The sequence below is a fragment of the Micromonospora citrea genome (assembly GCF_900090315.1).
Taxonomy (GTDB): domain Bacteria; phylum Actinomycetota; class Actinomycetes; order Mycobacteriales; family Micromonosporaceae; genus Micromonospora; species Micromonospora citrea.
In genome coordinates this window covers 563,398-583,722 of sequence record NZ_FMHZ01000002.1, presented here as the reverse complement: position 1 = coordinate 583,722, position 20,325 = coordinate 563,398, and the positions used below count along the sequence as shown (strand labels likewise).

The following is a 20,325-nucleotide window of genomic DNA, read 5'->3' as shown; positions in this document are numbered from 1 at the left end:
AGCGGCGCGGGACCTACGCGGCGCCGGCCGCGACCTCGACGAACCGGGCGACCTGGAGGAGGTCTCGCGTGCGGAACCAGGCGACCGGGTCGTCGCGCCACACCTCGGGGCGGAGGCGCTCGTCGAGCGCGTCGACGGCGGTGGCCAGGAGCTGCCGCTGCGCCGCCGTCAACGCTCCTCCCGCCGCCAGGCAGGCGTTGACGCAGGAATCCACCCTTGCCTCGACCGGGTCGAGCGACGGCAGCAGCGCGCGTCGGCGTTCGCGTCGCCAGAACGCCAACGCGTGCAGCGCGCCCTGCCGGGGCGCGCCGTGCCAGTATCCGCGCAGGCGGTGCGGATTCGGGTCGTCGGGTCGTGGGCTGCGCTGCCCGCGGCGCTTGGCCGCGCTGCGGGCGGCGGCGTAGCGACGGAACTCGGCCCGCCTGGCGTGTCTGCTCGCGACGAGGGCGTCGAGCGCGCGGAGCAGCGCCGCCTCGTCGCGCTGGAACGGCCCGGCAAGTTCCTCCAGGAGGCTCAACGTGGCGTGGAAGCCGATCGGCCGGTAGAGCTGCACGCAGGAGCGCAGCGCCGACACCCGGCGCCGCTGCGGCAGGGCCGGATCGCGTACCTGGCGGGCGTAGGCGCTGAAACTCATGTTGGCGAGGTTAATACCCCACCGTCACCTGATCTTCGGGTTTTGGTGGCGGCTGACTTCAATTGCCGCATTCGGGTATTTGATCAAGCCGGGCGGCAATTGCTGAAGGTCAATTGCCTTGGTGTAAGTGTTCGCGTACTCTCCGTTCGTCTCGTCGCGGCGACACTGAGGGGTTGGGGTTTGTGAGATTGTCTGAAAAGCCGTCCTGGCTGCGTCTGGGGCGGCTGTTCGCCCGCTCGGTCGTGGCACTTTCGCTCGTCCCTGTCGTGGCGTTCTCCGCCGTGCCGGCGAGTGCGGCCCCGCCTCGCGGTGCGGGGAGCCACGGCGAGGCCGACAACCCGATCGCCCACGGGGTGCCGCGCGTTCCACTGACCATCGACGGTGAGTCGGTGAGCGCGGACGAGATCGTCAGATACAACGGTCGAGCGCTCTACCTGGTCGCGCTGCCGGAGGCCGGGTCGCCCGGACGCCTCGCCGCCTTCACCGAGCCTGCCGACTTCGAACGGCTCGTGCGTGCGCGGGGCGGGCCGCGGCGGGCGCTGGACAGGTCCGCTGTCGACGCTCGGCGAGCGCCGCAGAGTCAGCTCGAGGCGGGCGCAGCCGCATCAGGATATTCCTACATATACGAGGGCTCCCAATTCGCCGGTCATGCGGGCGCTCTGCCGGCGGGTTCGGGATACTCTGATCTGACAAAGAGGGACATGTCGTGCACGCTGTGGTGGTGCACCAGTTGGAATGACCAGGCGTCATCCGCGGCTGCCGACAACGCCAATGGCGTGACCCTCTACGAGCACATCAAGTTCGAGGGTTCGCAGCTCTTCATTCCAGGCGGATACGCGGCGTTGGACCTTGCGTATTACGGCTGGGACAATCGCACCTCGTCCTGGTGGTCGTGGTGAGCAAGTAGTGGCCGCTCGGCCGGCACGGAAAGCCCGACCACGCTGGTGGCGACTGGGTGACGTGCGCAGGACGGTGTCTGTCGCCCGCGGCTGACGGCGCTGGCCGACCGCCCGGAGCGTGGCACATCCCCGAGGCGGGACGAAGCCTCGGGGATGTGCCACGCCGCTCAGCGCAGCGGGTCGAAGGGCCGCAGCTCCACCGGCTGACCGCCGCCGGTGATCTGCTCGGCGAGCAGCTCACCGGTGAGCGGGCCCAGGGTGATGCCCCACATGCCGTGCCCGCCGGCGGCGAAGACGCGCGGCGACCGGGTCCGGCCGATCAGGGGCAGCCCGTCGGGGGTGCAGGGCCGCGAGCCGACCCACTCGTCGGCGCGGGCGTCCAGGTCGGCGCCCCGCAGCAGCGGCCGCGCGGCCTCGGCGATGGCCGAGATGCGGCGACGGTCCAGCGGCGCCTCGGCGCTGCGGAACTCCATCATCCCGGCGACGCGCAGCCGGTCACCCAGCGGCGTGCAGGCGACGCGCTGCGCCGGGAAGTAGACCGGACCCGACGGCAGGTGCTCGATCGCGACGCTGAAGCTGTACCCGCGGCCGGCCTGCACCACCGTCCGGACGCCGAAGCGTCGGCCCAGCTCGCCCAGCCAGGTGCCGGTCGCCAGCACCACCGCGTCGTAGCGCTCGTCGGTGCCGGCGGAGGTGACCACCCGCACCCCGGCGCCCTCGTCGCGGACGTCGACGACGTCGGCGCCGTCGACGATCGACGCGCCCCGGGCGCGGAGGGCATCGGCCAGCGCGTGCACGTACTGCCCGGGGTTGACGTAGCGCTGGTCGTGCAGGCGGATGGCGGCGCCGACGTTGTCCGACAGCGAGGGCTCCACCTCACGCGCCTCGGCCCCGGTCAGCACGTCGAACTCGATCTCCTGGCCGGCGGAGTGGATGTGCGCCAGCTCGTCGAGCAGGACCGACCGTTCGGCCTCGGTGCGGTACGCGGCGATGAACGACTTCGCCTCGTGCGTCATCGCCCCGACCCCGCCCTCGGTCAGCGCGTCGAACGACGCCAGCGCGCGCCGGTTCATCGGGATGAACGCCCGCATCGCGGTACGCCACTTCGACGCGGTGCTGTGCCGGGCGAAGCCGGTCAGGAACCGTAGCAGGCGGGGGTCGGCGCGCGGCGGCACGTAGACCGGCGACGACGGGCTCAGCACGGCGCGCAGCCCGTAGCGCAGCACCGCCGGCTCCGGCAGGGGAGTGGTGATGCCGGGGGTGAGCCAGCCGGCGTTGCCCCACGACGCGCCCGCCGCCACGCCCTTGCGGTCGAGCACGGTGACCTGGACGCCCCGTTCCTGCAGGAACCAGGCGGTGGCCAGCCCGACCATCCCCGCGCCGATGACGGCGACGTGTCGGGGTGCGGGGGCGGACTCGATCGGGGGCATCGTCGTGTCTCTCCTTCGGGCGACGGGATTGCGCCAATCCTGGCCCGGCCGCGTCGGTACGTCATTGTTTTGCCAGGCCAAGGCTTGTCTCGCCGATTGGTCGATGCGAACAACGGCGGGGCACAATCTGGTCGTGATCACCGTGGCTGGCGTGGTGGACGCGGTCGGCGCCGCGTTGCTCAAGGTCGTCGTGCCCGCCGGCGAGGCGGAGGTCCGCGACGTGACCCTCGCCGAGCCCGACGACGCCGCGAGCGGCCAGGGCGGCGACCTCGTCCTCGGTGCCGGCATCGGCACCCCGGACCAGGCGCTCGCGGTCGTCGCGCGCTACGCCGAGGCCGGGGCCGCCGGTCTCGTCCTGAAGCCCCCGCTGGCCGCGCACCCCGCGGTGACGGCCGCCGCGGCCGAGCGCCGCCTGACCCTGGTCGAGCTGCAGCGTCACGGGTCGTGGGCGCAGCTCGTCTGGCTGCTGCGCGGGGTGATCGACCGTGCCGTCGCGCCCGGCCCCGCCGACAGCGGCGAGGCCGGGGTGTACGACGAGTTGTTCGCCCTCGCCGACGCGGCCGCCGCCGTGGTCGACGCGCCGGTGACGATCGAGGACGCCCAGTCGCGGGTGCTGGCGTACTCGTCACGGCAGGACCGCGCGGACCCGGCGCGGGTCTCGACGATCGTCGGGCGACGCGCTCCCGGCAACGTGATCGCCCACTTCCGGTCCCGGGGCGTCTTCCGCAAGCTCGCGACGGGCAGCGAGTTGATCTTCGTGCCGCAGGGACCCGACGGTACGCTGCCGCGGCTCATCATCCCGATCCGGGCCGGCGGTGAGCTGCTCGGCTCGATCTGGGCCGTCGTCGAGGGGCCCGTGCCCGACGGGCGGCTGCGCGATCTTCAGGGCGCGGCGTCGGTGCTGGCGTTGCACCTGCTGCGTCTGCGGGTGCAGGCCGACGTGGCGCGCCGGGTGTCGGCCGAGCGTCTGCGCGCCGCGCTGCGCGCCCCCGGCGCGATGGGCCGGGAGGAGTTGGCGCTGCCCGAGGGCCCGTGGCGGGTGGTCGCCCTCGGCGCGCACGGCGGGACGGGCGAGACGGTGGACAACCTGGCGCTGTGGGAGTCGATCACCCGCCGGCACGGTTGGCGTCAGCCGCTGATCGCGGACGTCGGGGGCGTGCTGTTCGCCGTCCTGGTCGACGAGGGCGACGCGCCCGGCTCGCGGCCGTGGATGGAGCGGCTGGTCCGCGACATCGCGGTGCACGACCCGGGGCTGTGGGCGGCGTCCGGCGGTGTGGCCAGGAGCCTGACGGACCTGCCGCGGTCGCGGGCCGAGGCGGCGGAGCTGCTGGCGCTGCCCGGCCCGGCCCGGCGGAGGGACCCGGTGCTGCGGTTCGAGGAGCACTGGGCGGAGGTGGTGGTGCATCGCGTGGTCAGCGCGGTGCCCAGCGGCGACCTGCTGGTCGGCGGGCCGCTGCCCGACCTGGTCGCCCACGATCGGCGGCACGGCACCGACTACGTCGCCACGGTCGCGGCCTGGCTGGAGCAGCAGGGCGACCCGACGAAGGCCGCCCGGCGGTTGCACGTGCACCCGAACACGCTGCGCTACCGGATGCGTCGCCTCACCGAGGTCGTCGCCGTCGACCTCGACTCGCCGCGCGCGCGGCTGGCGTTGCAGATCCAGCTCGCCGCGTTGGGGCTCCCGCCGGCCGAGGGCCAGACCGCCGGCGTAGGGGGCGACGTCGGGCGTACGCCGGGCTCGTGATCGCGGCCGGGCGCGCGGCGGCGGCGACCACCAGGGACACCTCCGGTGAGGTCGGCCTCGCGCCGCAACCGGGCCTGCTCCAGGTCCTTCCGTGCGTGCCCGGTCTGGCGGCGGTCGTGCTGCTGTGGCGAAGGGCGCGGTGACGTCTCGGCGTCGGGGCAGCGGTGTCCCGACGCCGCGCGGTGACGCCGGTCGGTCGGACGGGCGTCGTGGCCAGAACATTCCCGAAGCCCGCTCGCAATCTCCCGAGTTGGGCCTTTCGGCGGAACTTGTACGCGGTGACGTCCACCTCTACAACCGGAAATCCGGAAGCTAATTGTCACCGCCGGTCGTTAGTCTGCCGGCGGACATCGCTGCGCACACGACAGCGCGCGCCTGGTGCCGACCGCACCCGGCGCCGGCCGGCTTCCGCTGGCCCCAACGGGGATTCAGGAGACTTTGTGACACAGAAATCCATCGCGACCTCCGACAAGCTCGACGGCGCGGTTCTCAAGGTGGCGGGGGTGGTCGTCCTCGGCGCCATCATGTCGATCCTCGACGTGACGGTCGTCAGCGTCGCCGTGCCGACGTTCCAACGCGAATTCGACGCGACCTACGCCCAGGTCGCCTGGACGATGACCGCCTACACGCTCGCCCTGGCCACGGTGATCCCGCTCAGCGGCTGGGCGGCAGACCGGTTCGGCACCAAGCGGCTCTACATGGTGGCGCTCGCGCTGTTCACCATCGCGTCCGGGCTGTGCGCCACCGCCGACTCCATCGAGCAGCTGATCGGCTACCGGGTGCTGCAGGGCCTCGGCGGCGGCATGCTCATGCCGATCGGCATGACGATCATGACGCGGGCGGCCGGGCCGCACCGCATCGGCCGGCTGATGGCCGTGCTCGGCATCCCGATGCTGCTCGGTCCCATCGGGGGCCCGATCCTCGGCGGTTGGCTTATCGACACGGCGAGCTGGCACTGGATCTTCCTGATCAACCTGCCGATCGGCGCCGTCGCGCTCGTCTACGCCGCGCTGGCGCTGCCGAAGGACGCCCCCGAGCCGTCCGAGTCGTTCGACTTCGTCGGCATGCTGATGCTCTCGCCTGGTCTCGCCCTGTTCCTCTACGGCATCTCCACCCTGCCCGAGACCGGCACCTTCACCGACCCCGAGGTGTGGGCGCCGATGCTGGTCGGCGGCGCGCTCGTCGTCGCGTTCGTCCTCTACTCGTTCAAGCCCCGGCACCCCCTGCTCGACCTTCGGCTGTTCGCCAACCGCAACCTGACCATCGCGACGATCACCCTGTTCGTGTTCATCATCGCGTTCATGGGCGCCGGCCTGCTGTTCCCGAGCTACTTCGTGCAGGTCCGCGGCGAGTCGACGCTGACCGCCGGCCTGCTGATGGCGCCGCAGGGCCTCGGCGCGATGGTGACGATGCCGGTGGCCGGGATGCTGGCCGACAAGATGCCCGTCGGCCGCACCGTGCCGTTCGCGCTGGTGCTCATCGCCGCCGGGTTCTTCACCTTCACCCAGCTCGACCCGGACACGTCCTACGTTCTGCTCTGCGGTTCGCTGTTCGTCATGGGCCTGGGCATGGGCGGCACGATGATGCCGCTGATGACCTCGGCGCTGAAGACGCTCAGCGCCCACGAGGTCGCCCGTGGCTCCACGCTGGTCAACATCCTCCAGCAGATCGGCGGGTCCGTCGGCGCCGCGGTGATGTCGGTGATCCTCACCAACGAGCTGAAGGGCTCGCAGCCGATCCCCGGGGTCACCGGCCCGGACGGTGAGCCGGTGACCGAGGCCGGCCTGGCGGTCACTCTGCAGCAGCAGCCGGAGCTGGCCGCGAAGTTCCCCGCCGACCCGTCGCTGATCGACCGTGGTCTCGACTTCGCCGCCGGGGCGTTCGCGAACACGTTCTGGGTCGCCTTCGCGCTGGTGCTGGCGACGTTCATCCCGGCCGTGTTCCTGCCGCGCCGGCGCGAGCCGTCGCACCTGCTCGACGACGAGCAGGGCGGGAGCGGGCCGGAGAAGGTTCCCGTCCTGGTCCACTGATCTGTCGGCCGGGGCCGTCGGGGGTTGTTCCCCTGGCGGCCCCGGCCCGTCGGTGGGGGCGGCGCGTGGTTGGATGGCGGGGTGCAGTTCACCGTGGCGGACGCGCCGGAGCGGGAGCGCTTCGAGGCGCGGGACGAGTCCGGAACGCTGGCCGGCGTGGTCACCTACCAGCTGACCGGCGCCATCATCGTCTACACCCACACCGAGGTGATGGGCGAGTTCGAGGGGCGAGGCGTCGGATCGATCCTGGCCCGCGCAGTGATGGACGACGCCCGGGCCAGGAAGCGGACGGTGGTGCCGATCTGCCCGTTCCTCAGCGAATGGCTCGGCAAGCACCCCGAGTATGACGCGATCGTGGCCCGATCGACGCGCAAGGTGAAATAGCGGCTTCCGGGCCGGCGGCCTCACGGGCGACATACCGGCCGATCGCGGCGCGCCACCTCTCGTTCGTCGCCGTCGCCGCTGCTTACGGCCCCTACGCGCATTCACGTTGGCCAACTCCAACTATCCCAACCACACCGTCCTGGCCCGGGAGATGCAGCGGTACCTGCGTTGGCGCAACGCCAACGCCCGCCACCCAGACGTCCTGGCCGCCCAACGCCGGGAACGCGCCCGCATCCGCAGCGAACGCCAACAACCCTGGGGCCGCCCACGCTCCAAAGCCGCTTGACCTGCTCAAACCGTGGCGATCAGCGCAGCGGATCGGCCTCACCGACCGTCAAGAGCAACTCAATCGGCAACTCCGGATCGCCCTGGCCGACGGCGAGCGCAACCCACCGACCAGCGTCCAGCGGCCGCCAGACGCACATCTCACCACTGAGCTGGCAAAGCTGGTTCATCGGTTCCGGCGCTTGATCCTCCCCCATAGATAAGGCTCGAGATCGACCGTCTGAGGCTCGCCCCAGCGGGCCGTCAGCGCGGTCGCTAACGCTTGGAAAGCGGTATCGATCTCCGCCTGGGCTGCCTCGACGATCTCCTCGCTGCGGTCATCCCAGAAACTCCGGCTGGCCTGCAGGACATACACGTGGAAGCCAGGCCCGCTGGACTGGCAGCCCTTCCACGTGTTCTTACCGGGAAAAGGAAGCGCGAGCAGGCCGTCAACGACCGCGAGCCGGTCTTGCATGACCATGCCAAGAGGCTAGAGAGCCGGCAAACGTATGTGGTCACCGCACTAGCTGGGTCGCGCCACATCACCTGACCGGCACCGACCCGGCGGTTACCCGGTCGGATGTTTCGATCGACAGACCATGACCCGCACGGCCGGACGACAGGTGATCGAAATCGGGGCGGCATCTCGATAAGATCATCATCTTCGATCGGTTGGAAACGGAAGTGGGAGTGGTCAGATGCGCAGGATCGCGGCAACCTTGGTGGTTGCCCTCACCGCCGTACTGTTGCCCAGCCTGGGCCAGGACGGCGCCGGGGCTCCGTGGGTTGGCGGGGCTGGCTCGTGGCTGTCGGCGAGCAGCGGGTCGACGGCGGAACTGGCGAACGTCAGTGCGGGAACTCGTGGCACCACCCGGGAAGCCGCCAACGCGGCGGATCCGAGGGAGATCGTCACCACGACGCCACCGGCCGGCGGCATCGCCGGTACGACCGCGACCGTCGCGGCCACCGTCGGACTCAAGGCGGTCAGCCACAACATCTGCGGCGGCATGTGCATGAAAGGCCAGACCAGCAGCCTCCCGGCCATCACCGACCTCATCGACGCGTATCGGCCGCACCTGTTGATGTTGCAAGAGGTCTGCTTTCCGCAGTACGAGTGGTTCAGCAACCACGCCTTCAGCTCGGGCACATACCAGCTCGGCTTCACCACTCTCCTCACCAACTACACCGGTTGTGGGGTGACGAACTGTGCGGTGAACGAGGACGACGACCCGACCAACGACGACCGGCGCTGCTGGATCGGCCAGGTCGTCGGTGCCCGGGGAACGTTGAGCAACCGGGACGAGATCGCCCTTGGTGGGGAGCGTTACCAGATCAACGGAAGTGAGTTCGTCAACCCGCCGCGGACGTTCACCGGCCTGTGCTACGACGCACACGTCGCCGAGTTGGGTACCCGGGTGGTCAAGGGATGCAGCGTGCACCTGCGCGCCTTCCACGACCCGCGCAACATCAACCAGCGGGCCCGTACCGCCCAGGCCACCCGGCTTGCTTCAGACCTCGACGGCGACATCGCGTCGGGCAAAATCGTCGTGGTGGGCGGGGACTTCAACTCGCTACCCACGCACGTCGCCATGGATGCTTTCTACCGTCCGGAGACCAAGCCGGGTGGGGGATGGGGTGTGTTCTACGAGGCTGACCAGGACGACAAGAACTACTTCGTCAACGCCGGGTGCGCCTCGACCGCGGCGGCCTGCCGCAGTGGGGGCCGGACAGTCGGCACCAAGACCAAGTACGACTACCTCTTCTTCTCCGAGACCACCGACCCCTCTTCGGTGAGCGGGCTACCCGTTGACGTCACCGTCTCGGATCACGCGTTCTACCGGGGCTTCATTCAGGTGGCGACATCCTGACCCTTGACCGTGCCGTCCGACCGGGGTGATCAGGTCGGCTGCCGATTTGCGCGAAATGCGAAAGAGCTGATAGTCAAGTACGGCAGCTGTCGTCCCGTAAACGGGACGCGGCTGCCTCCGCGAAGATGGCGGGACTTGCCAGCCAAGTGAATCTTGGACAGTTCTTGTTAGTAGCTATTAATACTCCAACGTCACTTGGCTTCGGCGTTGGGCGTGGCGTGGGCATGAGGACGGCCACCGCGTTGATCATCGATGGTTTGTGAGGACAACCGAAGATCGCGCGATGGCCGTGGGCCACAGCTTAAACCCCGCCAGGTGGCGGGTCCTCCTCGACGAGGCGGAGACGCGCGTCGCTGATCGGTTCGTGCGGGCGGAGCCGCGCCGGACGGCCGGGCAGTTTGTGGAAGGACTGCTGTCGGGCGTGGAACGCAAGACCTGCTGGTCGTTGGCAGAGCAGGCGGGGCACCGTGATCCGCAAGCGATGCAGCGGCTGCTGCGTACGGCGGTGTGGGACGCCGACGCCGTCCGCGATGACGTGCGTTCCTGGCTGGTAGAGCAGTTCGGCCACCCCGATGCTGTCCTGATCGCCGATGAGACAGGCTTCCTGAAGAAGGGCGTGTGCTCAGTCGGGGTGCAGCGGCAGTACACCGGCACCGCCGGCCGGATCGAGAACAGTCAGGTCGGGGTGTTCCTGGCCTACGTCACCCCGCACGGGCGGGCGCTGATTGACCGCCGGCTCTACCTACCCGAGGCGACGTGGTGCGCCCAGCCTGAGCGTCTCGCCGCGGCCGGCGTTCCGGATGAGGTCGAGTTCGCGACGAAGCCGGCGCTGGCCCGGCAGATGATCGCCGACGCGTTGGACGCCGGTGTCCCGGCGGGGTGGGTCACCGGCGACGAGGTCTACGGTGCCGACCCCGGCCTACGCGCCGACCTCGAAGACCGTGGCGTCGGCTACGTCCTGGCGGTCGGTTGCGACCGGCGTGTGGCCGTCAACGATGGCCGCACCCTGATCCGCGTTGACGACCTCGCCGAGCGGATCCCCACCCGTCAGTGGCAGCAACACAGCTGCGGGCCAGGGGCGAAAGGACCCCGCGACTACCTGTGGGCGTGGATCACCACCGCCACCCGGCCCGGTGAGCATCGGTGGCTGCTGATCCGGCGCAACCGCAGCACCGGTGAGCTGGCCTTCTACCTGTGCTGGTCACCTCGCCCGGTGCCGCTGCACACCCTCGTGACCGTTGCCGGCTCCCGCTGGAACATCGAGGAGTTGTTCCAGACCGGCAAGGGCCAGGTCGGCTTGGACCACTACCAGGTCCGCGGCTGGACCGGCTGGCACCGGTTCATCACCCTGGCCATGCTCGCCCTGGCCGTCCTGACCATCCTCGCCGCCCAGCAGCCTGACCCTGGCCCCGACATCATCGCGCTGACCGTCGCCGAGATTCGCCGACTCCTCAACGCCTTCGTCCTGGCCATACCGCTACCGCCAGAGCACACCCTGCACTGGTCTACCTGGCGACGAGCATCCCAAGCCCGAGCCCGCCGATCCCACTACCAGCGCAGACTCGGATACCGAACACGGCGAAAGGTCGCGGCATGCTGATCTGGGCCGTTCTTTAGGCGTCTGGGGCAAGCAGCCGGAGGCGCATAGCTGGATAAGTCGTACGGACGAAGCCAAGCGAGTGATAGAGCGGTTCGGCATTAGGGGAGGCGCGCAAGTCCACGGTCCGGATTCCACGGTCGCAGTACCAATCGAGCAGTGCCGTCATACACAGCCGGGAGTACCCGCGTCGCCGCTGGTCCGGATCAGTGACCACGTTGAAGACGTATCCGTGCTCGCTCGTCGGATCGTCTGGCCCGCCGAGCCGGCAGTCGACAGCGCCAACCGCACACGCAGCCAACGCGCCGGGCCGATCAGCGCGGTCAACAACGAAGGCAACCATTGTCGGGTCCGGCGCAGCGAGCCGGGTCTGAAGAACCTCGAACGCTACTCGCCGCCACCCGTCAGCGGCGGGCTCGCCCGAGGCGATATCCCCCAAGAACACCCCACGTAGGCGCACCAGCTCCCCTGCATCTGCCACCGTCGCCCTGCGCACCTCGCCCATGGCCTGGAAGGTTAGTCACCACTCGTCCCCCGCGACGTGCCGCCCTTGCTGTCGAGACGTTGGCCAGTAACCGGGCTCATAACCACGCCCGGCATCCAAGTGACGTTGGAGTATTAAGGCGTGTTTCAGAAGTCGTGGTGGCCGGTGAGGGTCACGGCGTGGCGGTGATCGACAACTGAAGAGGTCTCCGGTATCTGGTTCTGCGACCAAGCAAGAACTTCATACCGGAGACCTCGTGGCCAGCGTAGCGGTGACGAGGCGGCATGACCTCACCGACGCCCAGTGGCAGCGCCTCGCCGTACTGCTGCCTGCCGCGTCGGCGAAGGGTCGGCCGCCGAAATGGGAGAAACGGCAGCTCCTCGACGGGATCAGGTGGCGGATCCGGATCGGGTCGCCCTGGCGTGACGTCCCGGCCGAGTACGGACCCTGGCAGACGGTCTACGGCCTGTTCCGTCGCTGGCAGCGCGACGGCACCTGGGACAAGATCCTGGCCGCGTCACAGGCCACCGCAGATGCGCAAGGCCGGATCGGCTGGACGATCAGCGTGGACTCGATGACCAGCCGCGCCCACCAACACGCCGCCGGCGCCCGCAGGAACGGCCACCTGCAGAAAGAGCCACCCGGCGGCGTGCACGACGAACCCGCCGATCACGCCCTCGGACGATCTCGCGGCGGTCTGACCACCAAGACGCATCTGGCCTGCGAGCAGGGCCAGAAGGTCCTATCGATGGTCGTGACCGCCGGGCACCGTGGTGACAGCCCGCAGTTCATCCCGGTCCTGCGCCGTATCAAGGTGACCCGTCTCGGGGTGGGCCGGCCCCGCACCTGCCCCGACCTCGTCCTGGCCGACAAGGCGTACACCAGCCGTGGTAACCGCGCCTACCTGCGCAAGCGTGGGATCAAGGCGTGCATCCCCAGCAAGAAAGACCAGGACGCTCACCGCAAGGCCAAAGGCGGCCGCGGCGGACGCCCGCCGAAGTTCGACCGAGACCTCTACCGGATGCGACACGCCGTCGAGAACGGCATCGCCTGACTCAAGCGCCACCGCGGCGTGGCCACCCGCTACGACAAGTTGGCCGTCCGGTTCCAGGCCGTCCTGACCATCACCATCATCTGCGAGTGGCTCTGACCCGCTTATGAAACACGCCTTAGGCGCAACGTTGAGCCCTCTCACCGTGTTGGGCGCAGCGCAGCCTACCGGACCGCCTGGGCGGACCGAACAACCGTTCGAAGGTCGGGCGTGTCTGCTCACCGCCAAGCTGATCGCAGCCGGACAGTGACAGCCGCATGGCAGAGATGGGATGCCGTCCACTGCTGACGACCGCTTGCCGCAGCAGACCGACCGTTCGTCGCGTAACGCTTGGCCTCGACGGCCCTTTCAACCTTAGCTTCACATAGGACGTCCTATGTCCTGGGTCGATCGTTCGGGTCGTCCACCCCAGGACGGAGGCCCGCGCGCCAGAGCAGTTGTCCCATCCCGCGAAGGAAGGTGGCATCGTGTCCGGTATCAACCGTAGGTCCCCCGCGCGCCGCACGGCGATCGTCGTTGGTTGCGCCGCCCTCGTCACAAGCCTGGCCGGTGCCAGCGTCCCGTCAGCCCTGGCGGCGCCAGCACAGACCGATCAGGGCTCACGCTGCGAAGCCTCGGTGCCCTTCACCGCCGGAACGGAGGGATACAAGGGGTTCCGCATCCCCGCGATCACGGCCACCGGGTCCGGCACACTGCTGGCCTTCGCGGAAGGGCGGCTCGCTTCACTCAGCGATGCCGGCAACATCGATCTCGTGCTCAAGCGGTCGACCGACGGCGGATGCACCTGGGGACCCCTGCAGGTGGTGCACGACAGCGGCCCCAACACCGCGGGCAACCCCGCCCCGGTGGTGACCGCGACGGGTCGGATCGTGCTGCTGTCGACGTACAACGGCGGGACCGCTTCCGAGGCTGCGATCATGCGCGGCGAGGTGCCGGCCGAGCAGAGCCGTCGGGTCTTCGTCCAGCACAGCGACGACGACGGGGCGAACTGGTCCGCGCCACGCGAGATCACCGCGCAGGCCAAGGCGGAGAACTGGCGTTGGTACGCCACGGGCCCGGGCCACGCGATCCGGCTTGCCCTCGGCCCGCACCGGGGTCGGCTCGTGGTCCCGGCCAACCATTCGATCGCGCCACCCGCCGGTTCCGCCGACCTCGGTACGGAGGCGAAGTACTACGGCGGGCACCTGCTCTACAGCGACGACGCAGGCGAGAGTTGGCGGATCGGATCCGTCGACGACAACCCGAACGGGTACATCAACGTCAACGAGTCCACGGTGGCCGAGCTGCCCGACGGTCGCCTCTACGTGAACACCCGTGAGCACAACGGCAGCGCACCGGGCAACCGCGCCGACGCCTACAGCCGCGACGGCGGGGAGACCCTGGAGATTCCGCACCGTCCGCAGGCCACGCTCGTGGCGCCGGTCGTGCAGGGCAGCGTGCTGCAGCTGACCGGTGCAGGTAACCAGCTGCTCTTCTCCGGCCCCGCGGACCCGAACACCCGCGCGGCGCTGACCCTGCGGGTGAGCACCGACCACGGCGCGACCTGGCGGCCGGCCAAGGCGCTGTCCGGTCTCCCCGCCGCCTACTCGGACCTGGTCCAGCTCGACGCCAACACGGTCGGCGTGCTCTACGAGACGGGCAACTTCGGGGCGAACGAGACGATCACCTTCCGGCGGGTCCCGATCACTCAGCTTCGACCCTGACCGCCGGCCGCGCACCTCCCGCACGGGATTGCCGCAGCCGGTGATCCCGGCACGGGTGCCGCCGCCCTCTGGGTGGGCGGCACCCGTGCGCCCCGATGTCACGGCGATCGCACCCGCGCCAGGTGTCGGTGTCCACCAGTCCGGTGACGGCGGCGCCCTCCCCAGCGAGACGGTTGGGAACCGCCCCTCGTCACCTCCGTAGCACCGCGACGCCGCGGGGAGCGAGCGACACGGCGCCGACGGCATGCTCCCGGTCGCCGAGCAGGTCGACCGCCGGCTCGGGCAGAGCGACCGTCACCGCCTCGGCGCCGTGGTTGAGCAGCAGGAGGTACGACCGCTCCGGGCCGTGCCGAACCACCGCTTGCAGTCCTGCGGGCAGGTCGGGGAGCGTGGGCCCCACGTCCGCCACGCCACGGATGCGGTCGAACAGCGCGCGCATCGTCGCCGGCTCGGGCCGGGTGGCCAGGTACCAGGCAACGCCCGCACCGTAGGGGTGGCGGGTGACCGCCGGCCGGCCGGCCAGCTCGCCGTCGGCGAAGGTGGCGACCACCTCTGCGCCCTCGGTCTCGATCCATTCCGACCACACGGTGCCGGTGCGTCGCTCTCCCGCGAGGTCCAGTTCGATCGTGCCGTTTGCCGGCAGTGGCCAGAACTCGTCGATGCGCAAGCCCAGCAGGTCCCGCAACGGGGCCGGGTATCCGCCCAGGTACGCGCGGTCGGACTCGTCGACGATGCCGGAGAAGAACGACACCACCAGGTGCCCGCCGCCCTCGACGTAGCGACGCAGGCGCGTGGCCACCTCGGTGGACATGAGGTAGAGATTCGGCACCACGACGAGCCGGTAGCCGGACAGATCCGCGGTCGGCGGCACGACGTCGCAGGTGACATGGGCGTCGAACAACGGCGCGTAGTGCGCCAGGTGGGCTTCCAGCAGGTCGAGCACGGCCGGATGGGCGTCCGACTCCAGCGCCCACCAGTTTGCCCAGTCGTGCAGCAGCGCGACGTCGGCGTGCACCCGAGTGCCGGCCAGTTCGGCGACTTCGGCGATCTCCCGGCCGAGCGCCTGAATCTCGCGATGGGCGCGGGTCTCGGTGCCGCCGTGCGGCACCATCGCCGAGTGGAACTTCTCGGCGCCGCCGACGGCCTGGCGCCATTGGAAGAAGAGCACGGCGTCGGCGCCCTGGGCCACCGCCTGCCAACTCCACAACCGCATGAGTCCCGGCGGCTTCGGCGCGTTGCGCTCGCGCCAGTTGACCGCGCTGGGCGCCTGCTCCATCAGCAGCCACGGCTGACCGCCGCGCGCGGAGCGGACCAGGTCATAGCCGAACGCGGCCTCCACGTGGGCCTGCGGATGATGCGGGTCGGGATAGCTGTCGAGGCTGACGACATCCTGCTCGGCGGCCCACCGGTAGGAGTCGATCGGCTTGTGGACCAGGCCGATGAAGTTCGTCGTCACCGGTACGTCCGGGGTGAAGCGACGGACGATGTCACGCTCGGCGAGATAACAGGCGAGGATCGCGTCGTTGCTGAACCGGGCGAAGTCCAGCTTCTGGGCGGGGTTGGCGAAGGTCGGCGCGGTGCGCGGCGGCAGGATGTCGGCCCAGTCGTCGTAGCGCTGTGACCAGAACGTCGTCGACCATGCCTCGTTGAGCGCGCCGATGTCGCCGTACCGGTCGCGCAACCAGCGCCGGAAGTCCTCGGCTGACGCATCGCAGTAGCAGGCCCGCACGTGGCAGCCGTATTCGTTGCCGATGTGCCACAGCTTCAGCGCCGGGTGCCCGGCGTAGCGGCGGGCGAGGCGTTCGACCAGCCGACCGGCGTACTCCCGGTACACCGGGCTGGATGGGCAGTACTGCTGCCGCCCGCCGGGCCACAGCCGCACCCCGTCCACGCGTTCCGGCAGCACCTCGGGGTGGTGCCGGGACAGCCACGGCGGTGGGGAGGCGGTCATGGTGGCGAGGCTTGCTCCGATACCCGCCTCGGCCAGGTTGTCCATCACCCGGTCGAACCAGCCGAACTCGTACGTGCCGGGACGTGGTTCCACGCATGCCCAGGAGAAGATGCCGACGGAGACGAGCGACACCCCGGCATCAGCCATGAGCTTCATGTCCTCGATCCACACGTCCTCGGACCACTGCTCGGGGTTGTAGTCCCCGCCGAACGCGATCTTCGGCATGGTCATGCCACACCCTTCCTCTCGGTGAGTTCGGTCGGCGTTTCGCACCAAGCCCGTCGGCCCGGGACGTGGGATGTCCTGGGTAGCCGGGACAGTATGGCGATCAAGTATCGGCGTCAAGGGGACTTGTCGCCGCCTCTTCAGCGCGAGTACCCTCGAAAGACATCCCACGTCCTATGTCTCCGCTGCAGTTGGCGTATCCGGTCACCGGAGCCATCCGCGTGGACAACGGGGCGCACGACTCTCACGGAGGGCGCGACGAGATGAACGATCGGTATTCGCCGGAGGCTCCGACCGACTCGCGCCGCCGCCACCGTGGCGTCGCGGTGCTGATCCTGGCCGGCGTCGTCCTCAGCATGCTCGGCGGCCCGGCGAGCGCCGAGCCCGCTTCGACGGGTTCGAGCGAGGTGGCCGGCGAGAGCCAGACCAGCGAGCCGTACGTCGACGAGCGGGTGCTCTACCAGCGCGGAGACTTCGGATACGCCTGCTTCCGCATCCCGGCCGTGGTGCGTGCGAAGAACGGGATGATTCTGGCCTTCGCCGAGGGACGGGTGAAGGACTGCGGCGACGACGGGGACATCGACCTCGTGCTACGCCGCTCCGCCGACGGCGGCCGGACCTGGGGGCCACTGCAGGTGGTCTCCGAGGGCAACGGCGAGACCCACGGCAACCCGGTGCCGATCGTCGACGAAACCACCGGGCGCGTCGTGTTGGTGAGCACGCACAACGGTCCGCAGCCGTGTCCCAACGGCTGTGACCGCGACCCGTGGGTGCGGTTCAGTGATGACCACGGGGCAACCTGGTCGACCGCCCGTGAGATGACCGAGGGCAAGCGTCCGGAGTGGAACTTCTGGTACGCCACCGGCCCGATGCACGGGATCCAGCTTCAGCGGGGAACGCACGCGGGCCGGCTGGTGGTCGGGGCGAGCTTCGAAACCTGGGACCGGGTCGGCAAGCACGTCTACGGCACGCATCTGCTCTACAGCGACGACAGCGGGGCGACCTGGAACATCGGCGCGGAGACCTTCCGTGACGACGGTGCGGTCGTCGCGCAGGAGGTCACCGTCATCGAGCTCACCGACGGGCGGATCTACGCGTCGGCCCGCGAGCGCGGCACCGACCCGGGCGACCGGGCGTACGCGATCAGCAGCGACGGCGGGGAGACGTGGGACGCCCCCTTCCGCACCATGCCGGCGCTCGCGACCACCGACGTCCAGGGCTCCCTGCTGCGATTCAGCGATGACCGCGTGCTCTTCTCCTCGCCGCTGCACCCCGGCGCCCGCGAGGCGATGGGCGTCCGCTCGTCGTACGACGAGGCGCGCAGCTTCGAGACCTGGAACGAGGGCAAGGTCTTCTACTGGGGTCCCTCCGCCTACTCCGACCTGGTGCGCCTCGACGGTGACGAGGCGGCGCTGATGTACGAGGCCGGCGCGGTCAACCCGTACGAGACGATCCGGTTCGCCCGGTTCAACGAGGCGTACCTGGACACGCCGAACGGCACTCCGCCCGGCATCCCCGCGCCGGCGCCCGGGCCGCAGACGCCGGACGAGTCGCCGTACCGCAATGCCGCCTACGTCCGGGGTGGCGCCCAGGTCACCGACGGCCGGTTCGGCAACGGGCTGGCACTGGATCGAGTCGACGATCGGGTGGAGGTGCCGTTCGACCGGTCGATCGACCTCGGCGCGCACGACTTCACGCTGAGCACGTGGATCCGGTACTCCGACAAGGCCGGCGCGCACGCCATCCTGTGGTTCTACCGGGTGGATTCCGGCACCAACCCGCCTGCGCTGTGGCTGCGGGCCGAACCGGCGAGCAACCGCATCCGCGCGATCCTCTCGGTGGGCCGGTACAACGTCACCGTGCAGTCGCCCAGCGCGTACAACGACGGGCAGTGGCACTTCGTCGTGCTTCAACGGGCGGGCGGGCAGCTCAGGCTGCTGGTCGACGGCGTCCAGGTCTCGTCGGCGCCGGCGCCGGCCGGCTCGGTGACCCTCGGCCAGGAATTCGGCATCCACGGACTTCACATCGGACAGCGCCTGGACGGTGCGGACCGCTTCCGCGGCACGCTGGACGAGGTACGCGTCTACCGGCGCGCGCTCTCCGCCACCGAGCTGGCCCTGATCCAGGAGCGGAACGTCCCGATCGGCGGCCGCCTCGGGCTCAGGCTGCCACTGGAGACCGTCCATTAACCGAGGCCATCGTCGGCACGTGGCGCCCAGCCGGGCCCCGGTGGGCGCCACGTGCGAGCAAGACCCAGCAACTGCGGCGCCCGCACGTCGAAAGGGAAGAACCCCATGCTCGTCGACTGGCCACTCGACCGTCTCCGCGACTACCTCCCCGCCCGCGACGAGCCCACCGATTTCGACGACTTCTGGGCCCTCACCGTCAAGGAGGCTCGGGCCGCCGCGCGATGGCCGGCCCGGTTCGTGCCCTACGACGCTGGCCTGTCCACCGTCGAGGTGTACGACGTCATGTTTCCCGGATTCGCCGGCCAGCCGGTGCGTGGCTGGTTCCTGCTGCCCCGGCACGCCGGCGGCCGGCTGCCCTGCGTGGTCGAGTACATCGGGTACGGCGGTGGACGCGGTCTGCCGCACGACTGGCTCACCTGGAGTGCCGCCGGTTACGCCCACCTCGTCATGGACACCCGGGGGCAGGGCAGCAACGGCAAGCTCGTGGGCGACACCCCGGACCCCGATCCGGTCGGCTCGCCCCAGGCACCCGGCTTCTTGACCCGCGGCATCGCCGACCCGCACCACTACTACTACCGCCGGGTCTTCGCCGACGGCGTCCGCGCGGTCGACGTGGTGCGCGCGCACCCCAGAGTCGACCCGGCCCGGGTAGTGGTGACCGGGGGCAGCCAGGGCGGGGGGATCGCCCTCGCCGTCACCGGCCTGGTCGACGGGCTCGCCGCTGCCATGCCCGACGTGCCGTTCCTGTGCCACTACCGGCGGGCTGTCGAGATCAGCGACGCCCTTCCGTACGGCGAGTTGGTGTCGTACCTGAAGACCCGCCGTGGCGACGCCGACCAGGTGTTCGCGACGCTGCGCTACTTCGACGGGATGAACTTCGCCGCTCGCGCCAGGGCTCCGGCGCTCTTCTCGGTCGCGCTGATGGACAACGTCTGCCCGCCATCAACGATTTTCGCCGCTTATAACCACTACGCGGCGAGCGGCAAGGACATCGTGGTGTGGCCGTACAGCGGACACGAGGGCGGTGCAGGCATGCAGCGTGCGGAGCAGATCAGGTGGCTGCGGGACGTGCTGGCCGGCGCCGACGCCAGCAGCCTCTGAAGAATCTGAGGTTCCCCCGGCTTGCCTGAGGGTTTGATTACCTGGCGCCGGTGGGCTCAGGCTGAACGATAGCCGCCTGGGCCTGCTGTGCCTGGTGGGTGTGCCAGGCCTTTTCGTACTCGTCTGGGGATCGCCAGCCGAGGTCTTTCTGGATGCGGCGGGTGTTGTACCAGCCGTCGATGTAGGTGAAGACCGCGTTCTCCGCTTCGTCGCGGGTGCGCCAGGAGTTGCGGTGGACCAGTTCGATCTTCAACGTCGACCAGAAGTTCTCCATCAGGGCGTTGTCGAACGAGTCGCCGACCGACCCCATCGACGGCAGGACGCCGTTGTCGGCCAAGCGTTGCGCGAAGCGGAACGACGTGTAGTTCGACCCGCGGTCTGAGTGGTGGATCAGTTGGCCGTCGCGGACGTCACTCGTGATGCACCCCCAGCTGCCGCGCCAGCTGGCGGATCACGGGCTTCGGGTCCGACTCCCGATACCAACGCACCGCACGTTCACGCAGCTCATCGGGGTACTTCTTCGGGCTGCCACGGATGACTCCCTTCAACTCCATCAGAGCATGATCGAAAGCCTTCGAGCTGCCGGGGAACCTCACGGCGGCAACCCGGGTCTTCGTGCACGGCGGGTCGGACAGGACGAGTGGGACCGGGGTGGCTGCCGAGGCGATCCTGACCGGAGACCGGATCACCTCGGCGCGTAGGTCTGCCGACCTCAGAGCCGGCGCCACGTCTCGTGGCTGGTTCGTTTTCGTTGCGGCGTGTCCCGTGGTC

The 20,325-nt window shown here is 69.8% G+C and carries 16 protein-coding genes and 2 pseudogenes; 11 read left to right on the top strand and 7 right to left on the bottom strand.

The annotated features are described in order from the left end of the window. Positions 1-13: 13 nt before the first annotated feature. A complete protein-coding gene (locus tag GA0070606_RS02885) occupies positions 14-634 on the bottom strand; it encodes a hypothetical protein (RefSeq protein WP_091094925.1) in 621 nt (206 codons plus the stop codon). A 188-nt stretch (positions 635-822) separates the two neighbouring features. Here GA0070606_RS02885 and GA0070606_RS02880 point away from each other — a divergent pair, with 188 nt between their 5' ends. After that, positions 823-1,533, top strand: a complete 711-nt coding sequence (locus tag GA0070606_RS02880) for a hypothetical protein (protein WP_141721557.1) — start codon at positions 823-825, stop codon at positions 1,531-1,533. A 167-nt stretch (positions 1,534-1,700) separates the two neighbouring features. On the opposite strand, the gene GA0070606_RS02875 is transcribed toward GA0070606_RS02880, so the two are convergent. Then, on the bottom strand, positions 1,701-2,963 hold the full coding sequence (locus GA0070606_RS02875) for an NAD(P)/FAD-dependent oxidoreductase (protein ID WP_091094923.1): 1,263 nt from the start codon (positions 2,961-2,963) through the stop codon (positions 1,701-1,703). Between the two features lie 133 nt (positions 2,964-3,096). Here GA0070606_RS02875 and GA0070606_RS02870 point away from each other — a divergent pair, with 133 nt between their 5' ends. The 4 genes and pseudogenes from GA0070606_RS02870 to GA0070606_RS33120 form a co-directional block, all read left to right on the top strand. Further along, entirely contained in the window at positions 3,097-4,707 is a 1,611-nt protein-coding gene (locus GA0070606_RS02870) for a helix-turn-helix domain-containing protein (protein WP_091094922.1), read from the top strand. 440 nt (positions 4,708-5,147) lie between these two features. Then, positions 5,148-6,737, top strand: a complete 1,590-nt coding sequence (locus GA0070606_RS02865) for a DHA2 family efflux MFS transporter permease subunit (protein ID WP_091094921.1) — start codon at positions 5,148-5,150, stop codon at positions 6,735-6,737. Between the two features lie 81 nt (positions 6,738-6,818). Next, positions 6,819-7,121 (top strand): GNAT family N-acetyltransferase, encoded by a 303-nt coding sequence (locus tag GA0070606_RS02860; protein ID WP_091094920.1) that lies wholly within the window; start codon positions 6,819-6,821, stop codon positions 7,119-7,121. 88 nt (positions 7,122-7,209) lie between these two features. Then, positions 7,210-7,407 (top strand): annotated as a pseudogene (locus GA0070606_RS33120) (IS630 family transposase); the annotation flags it as partial. Between the two features lie 165 nt (positions 7,408-7,572). On the opposite strand, the gene GA0070606_RS02850 reads toward GA0070606_RS33120, so the two are convergent. Continuing rightward, entirely contained in the window at positions 7,573-7,866 is a 294-nt protein-coding gene (locus tag GA0070606_RS02850; protein WP_218105962.1) for a hypothetical protein, read from the bottom strand. Positions 7,867-8,083: 217 nt separating this feature from the next. Here GA0070606_RS02850 and GA0070606_RS02845 point away from each other — a divergent pair, with 217 nt between their 5' ends. Then, positions 8,084-9,253, top strand: a complete 1,170-nt coding sequence (locus GA0070606_RS02845; RefSeq protein ID WP_091094919.1) for an endonuclease/exonuclease/phosphatase family protein — start codon at positions 8,084-8,086, stop codon at positions 9,251-9,253. A 283-nt stretch (positions 9,254-9,536) separates the two neighbouring features. Further along, complete coding sequence (locus GA0070606_RS02840; RefSeq protein WP_091094918.1) at positions 9,537-10,853, top strand: IS701 family transposase; 1,317 nt, start codon at positions 9,537-9,539, stop codon at positions 10,851-10,853. A gap of 13 nt (positions 10,854-10,866) precedes the next feature. Here GA0070606_RS02840 and GA0070606_RS02835 read toward each other — a convergent pair whose 3' ends face one another. Then, the gene (locus GA0070606_RS02835; RefSeq protein ID WP_091094917.1) at positions 10,867-11,355 is read right to left on the bottom strand and encodes a GNAT family N-acetyltransferase; all 489 of its coding nucleotides are present in this window, start codon (positions 11,353-11,355) and stop codon (positions 10,867-10,869) included. 235 nt (positions 11,356-11,590) lie between these two features. On the opposite strand from GA0070606_RS02835, the pseudogene GA0070606_RS02830 reads away from it, so the two are divergent. Together GA0070606_RS02830 and GA0070606_RS02825 are read left to right on the top strand one after the other, a co-directional pair. Next, a pseudogene (locus GA0070606_RS02830) lies at positions 11,591-12,484 on the top strand (IS5 family transposase). 518 nt (positions 12,485-13,002) lie between these two features. Further along, positions 13,003-14,088, top strand: coding sequence for a sialidase family protein (locus GA0070606_RS02825; RefSeq protein WP_218105961.1), 1,086 nt, complete (start codon positions 13,003-13,005; stop codon positions 14,086-14,088). A 190-nt stretch (positions 14,089-14,278) separates the two neighbouring features. Here the strand turns inward: GA0070606_RS02825 and GA0070606_RS02820 are convergent, their stop codons facing one another. Beyond that, the gene (locus tag GA0070606_RS02820; RefSeq protein ID WP_218105960.1) at positions 14,279-16,270 is read right to left on the bottom strand and encodes a beta-galactosidase; all 1,992 of its coding nucleotides are present in this window, start codon (positions 16,268-16,270) and stop codon (positions 14,279-14,281) included. A gap of 257 nt (positions 16,271-16,527) precedes the next feature. Between GA0070606_RS02820 and GA0070606_RS02815 the strand changes: the two genes are divergently transcribed. Together GA0070606_RS02815 and GA0070606_RS02810 are read left to right on the top strand one after the other, a co-directional pair. Beyond that, positions 16,528-18,453, top strand: coding sequence for a sialidase family protein (locus tag GA0070606_RS02815; protein WP_176737218.1), 1,926 nt, complete (start codon positions 16,528-16,530; stop codon positions 18,451-18,453). Positions 18,454-18,558: 105 nt separating this feature from the next. Beyond that, positions 18,559-19,554: an acetylxylan esterase gene (locus tag GA0070606_RS02810; protein ID WP_091094916.1), complete on the top strand. Its 996-nt coding sequence runs from the start codon at positions 18,559-18,561 to the stop codon at positions 19,552-19,554. A 37-nt stretch (positions 19,555-19,591) separates the two neighbouring features. Here the strand turns inward: GA0070606_RS02810 and GA0070606_RS02805 are convergent, their stop codons facing one another. Then, on the bottom strand, positions 19,592-19,891 hold the full coding sequence (locus tag GA0070606_RS02805) for an IS3 family transposase (protein ID WP_176737217.1): 300 nt from the start codon (positions 19,889-19,891) through the stop codon (positions 19,592-19,594). Positions 19,892-19,964: 73 nt separating this feature from the next. Further along, positions 19,965-20,108 carry a transposase gene (locus GA0070606_RS31825; protein WP_141721556.1) on the bottom strand — a complete coding sequence of 48 codons (144 nt, stop codon included), beginning with the start codon at positions 20,106-20,108 and terminating at the stop codon, positions 19,965-19,967. Positions 20,109-20,325 lie beyond the last annotated feature (217 nt).

What these genes read in the sequence shown, in the direction of transcription:
- GA0070606_RS02875 (WP_091094923.1), bottom strand. Translation starts at nt 2,963, where the DNA reads ATGCCCCCGATCGAGTCCGCCCCCGCACCCCGACACGTCGCCGTCATC.
- GA0070606_RS02840 (WP_091094918.1), top strand. Translation starts at nt 9,537, where the DNA reads ATGGCCGTGGGCCACAGCTTAAACCCCGCCAGGTGGCGGGTCCTCCTC.
- GA0070606_RS02850 (WP_218105962.1), bottom strand. Translation starts at nt 7,866, where the DNA reads ATGGTCATGCAAGACCGGCTCGCGGTCGTTGACGGCCTGCTCGCGCTT.
- GA0070606_RS02845 (WP_091094919.1), top strand. Translation starts at nt 8,084, where the DNA reads ATGCGCAGGATCGCGGCAACCTTGGTGGTTGCCCTCACCGCCGTACTG.
- GA0070606_RS02815 (WP_176737218.1), top strand. Translation starts at nt 16,528, where the DNA reads ATGAACGATCGGTATTCGCCGGAGGCTCCGACCGACTCGCGCCGCCGC.
- GA0070606_RS02885 (WP_091094925.1), bottom strand. Translation starts at nt 634, where the DNA reads ATGAGTTTCAGCGCCTACGCCCGCCAGGTACGCGATCCGGCCCTGCCG.
- GA0070606_RS31825 (WP_141721556.1), bottom strand. Translation starts at nt 20,108, where the DNA reads ATGGAGTTGAAGGGAGTCATCCGTGGCAGCCCGAAGAAGTACCCCGAT.
- GA0070606_RS02810 (WP_091094916.1), top strand. Translation starts at nt 18,559, where the DNA reads ATGCTCGTCGACTGGCCACTCGACCGTCTCCGCGACTACCTCCCCGCC.
- GA0070606_RS02820 (WP_218105960.1), bottom strand. Translation starts at nt 16,270, where the DNA reads ATGACCATGCCGAAGATCGCGTTCGGCGGGGACTACAACCCCGAGCAG.
- GA0070606_RS02835 (WP_091094917.1), bottom strand. Translation starts at nt 11,355, where the DNA reads ATGGGCGAGGTGCGCAGGGCGACGGTGGCAGATGCAGGGGAGCTGGTG.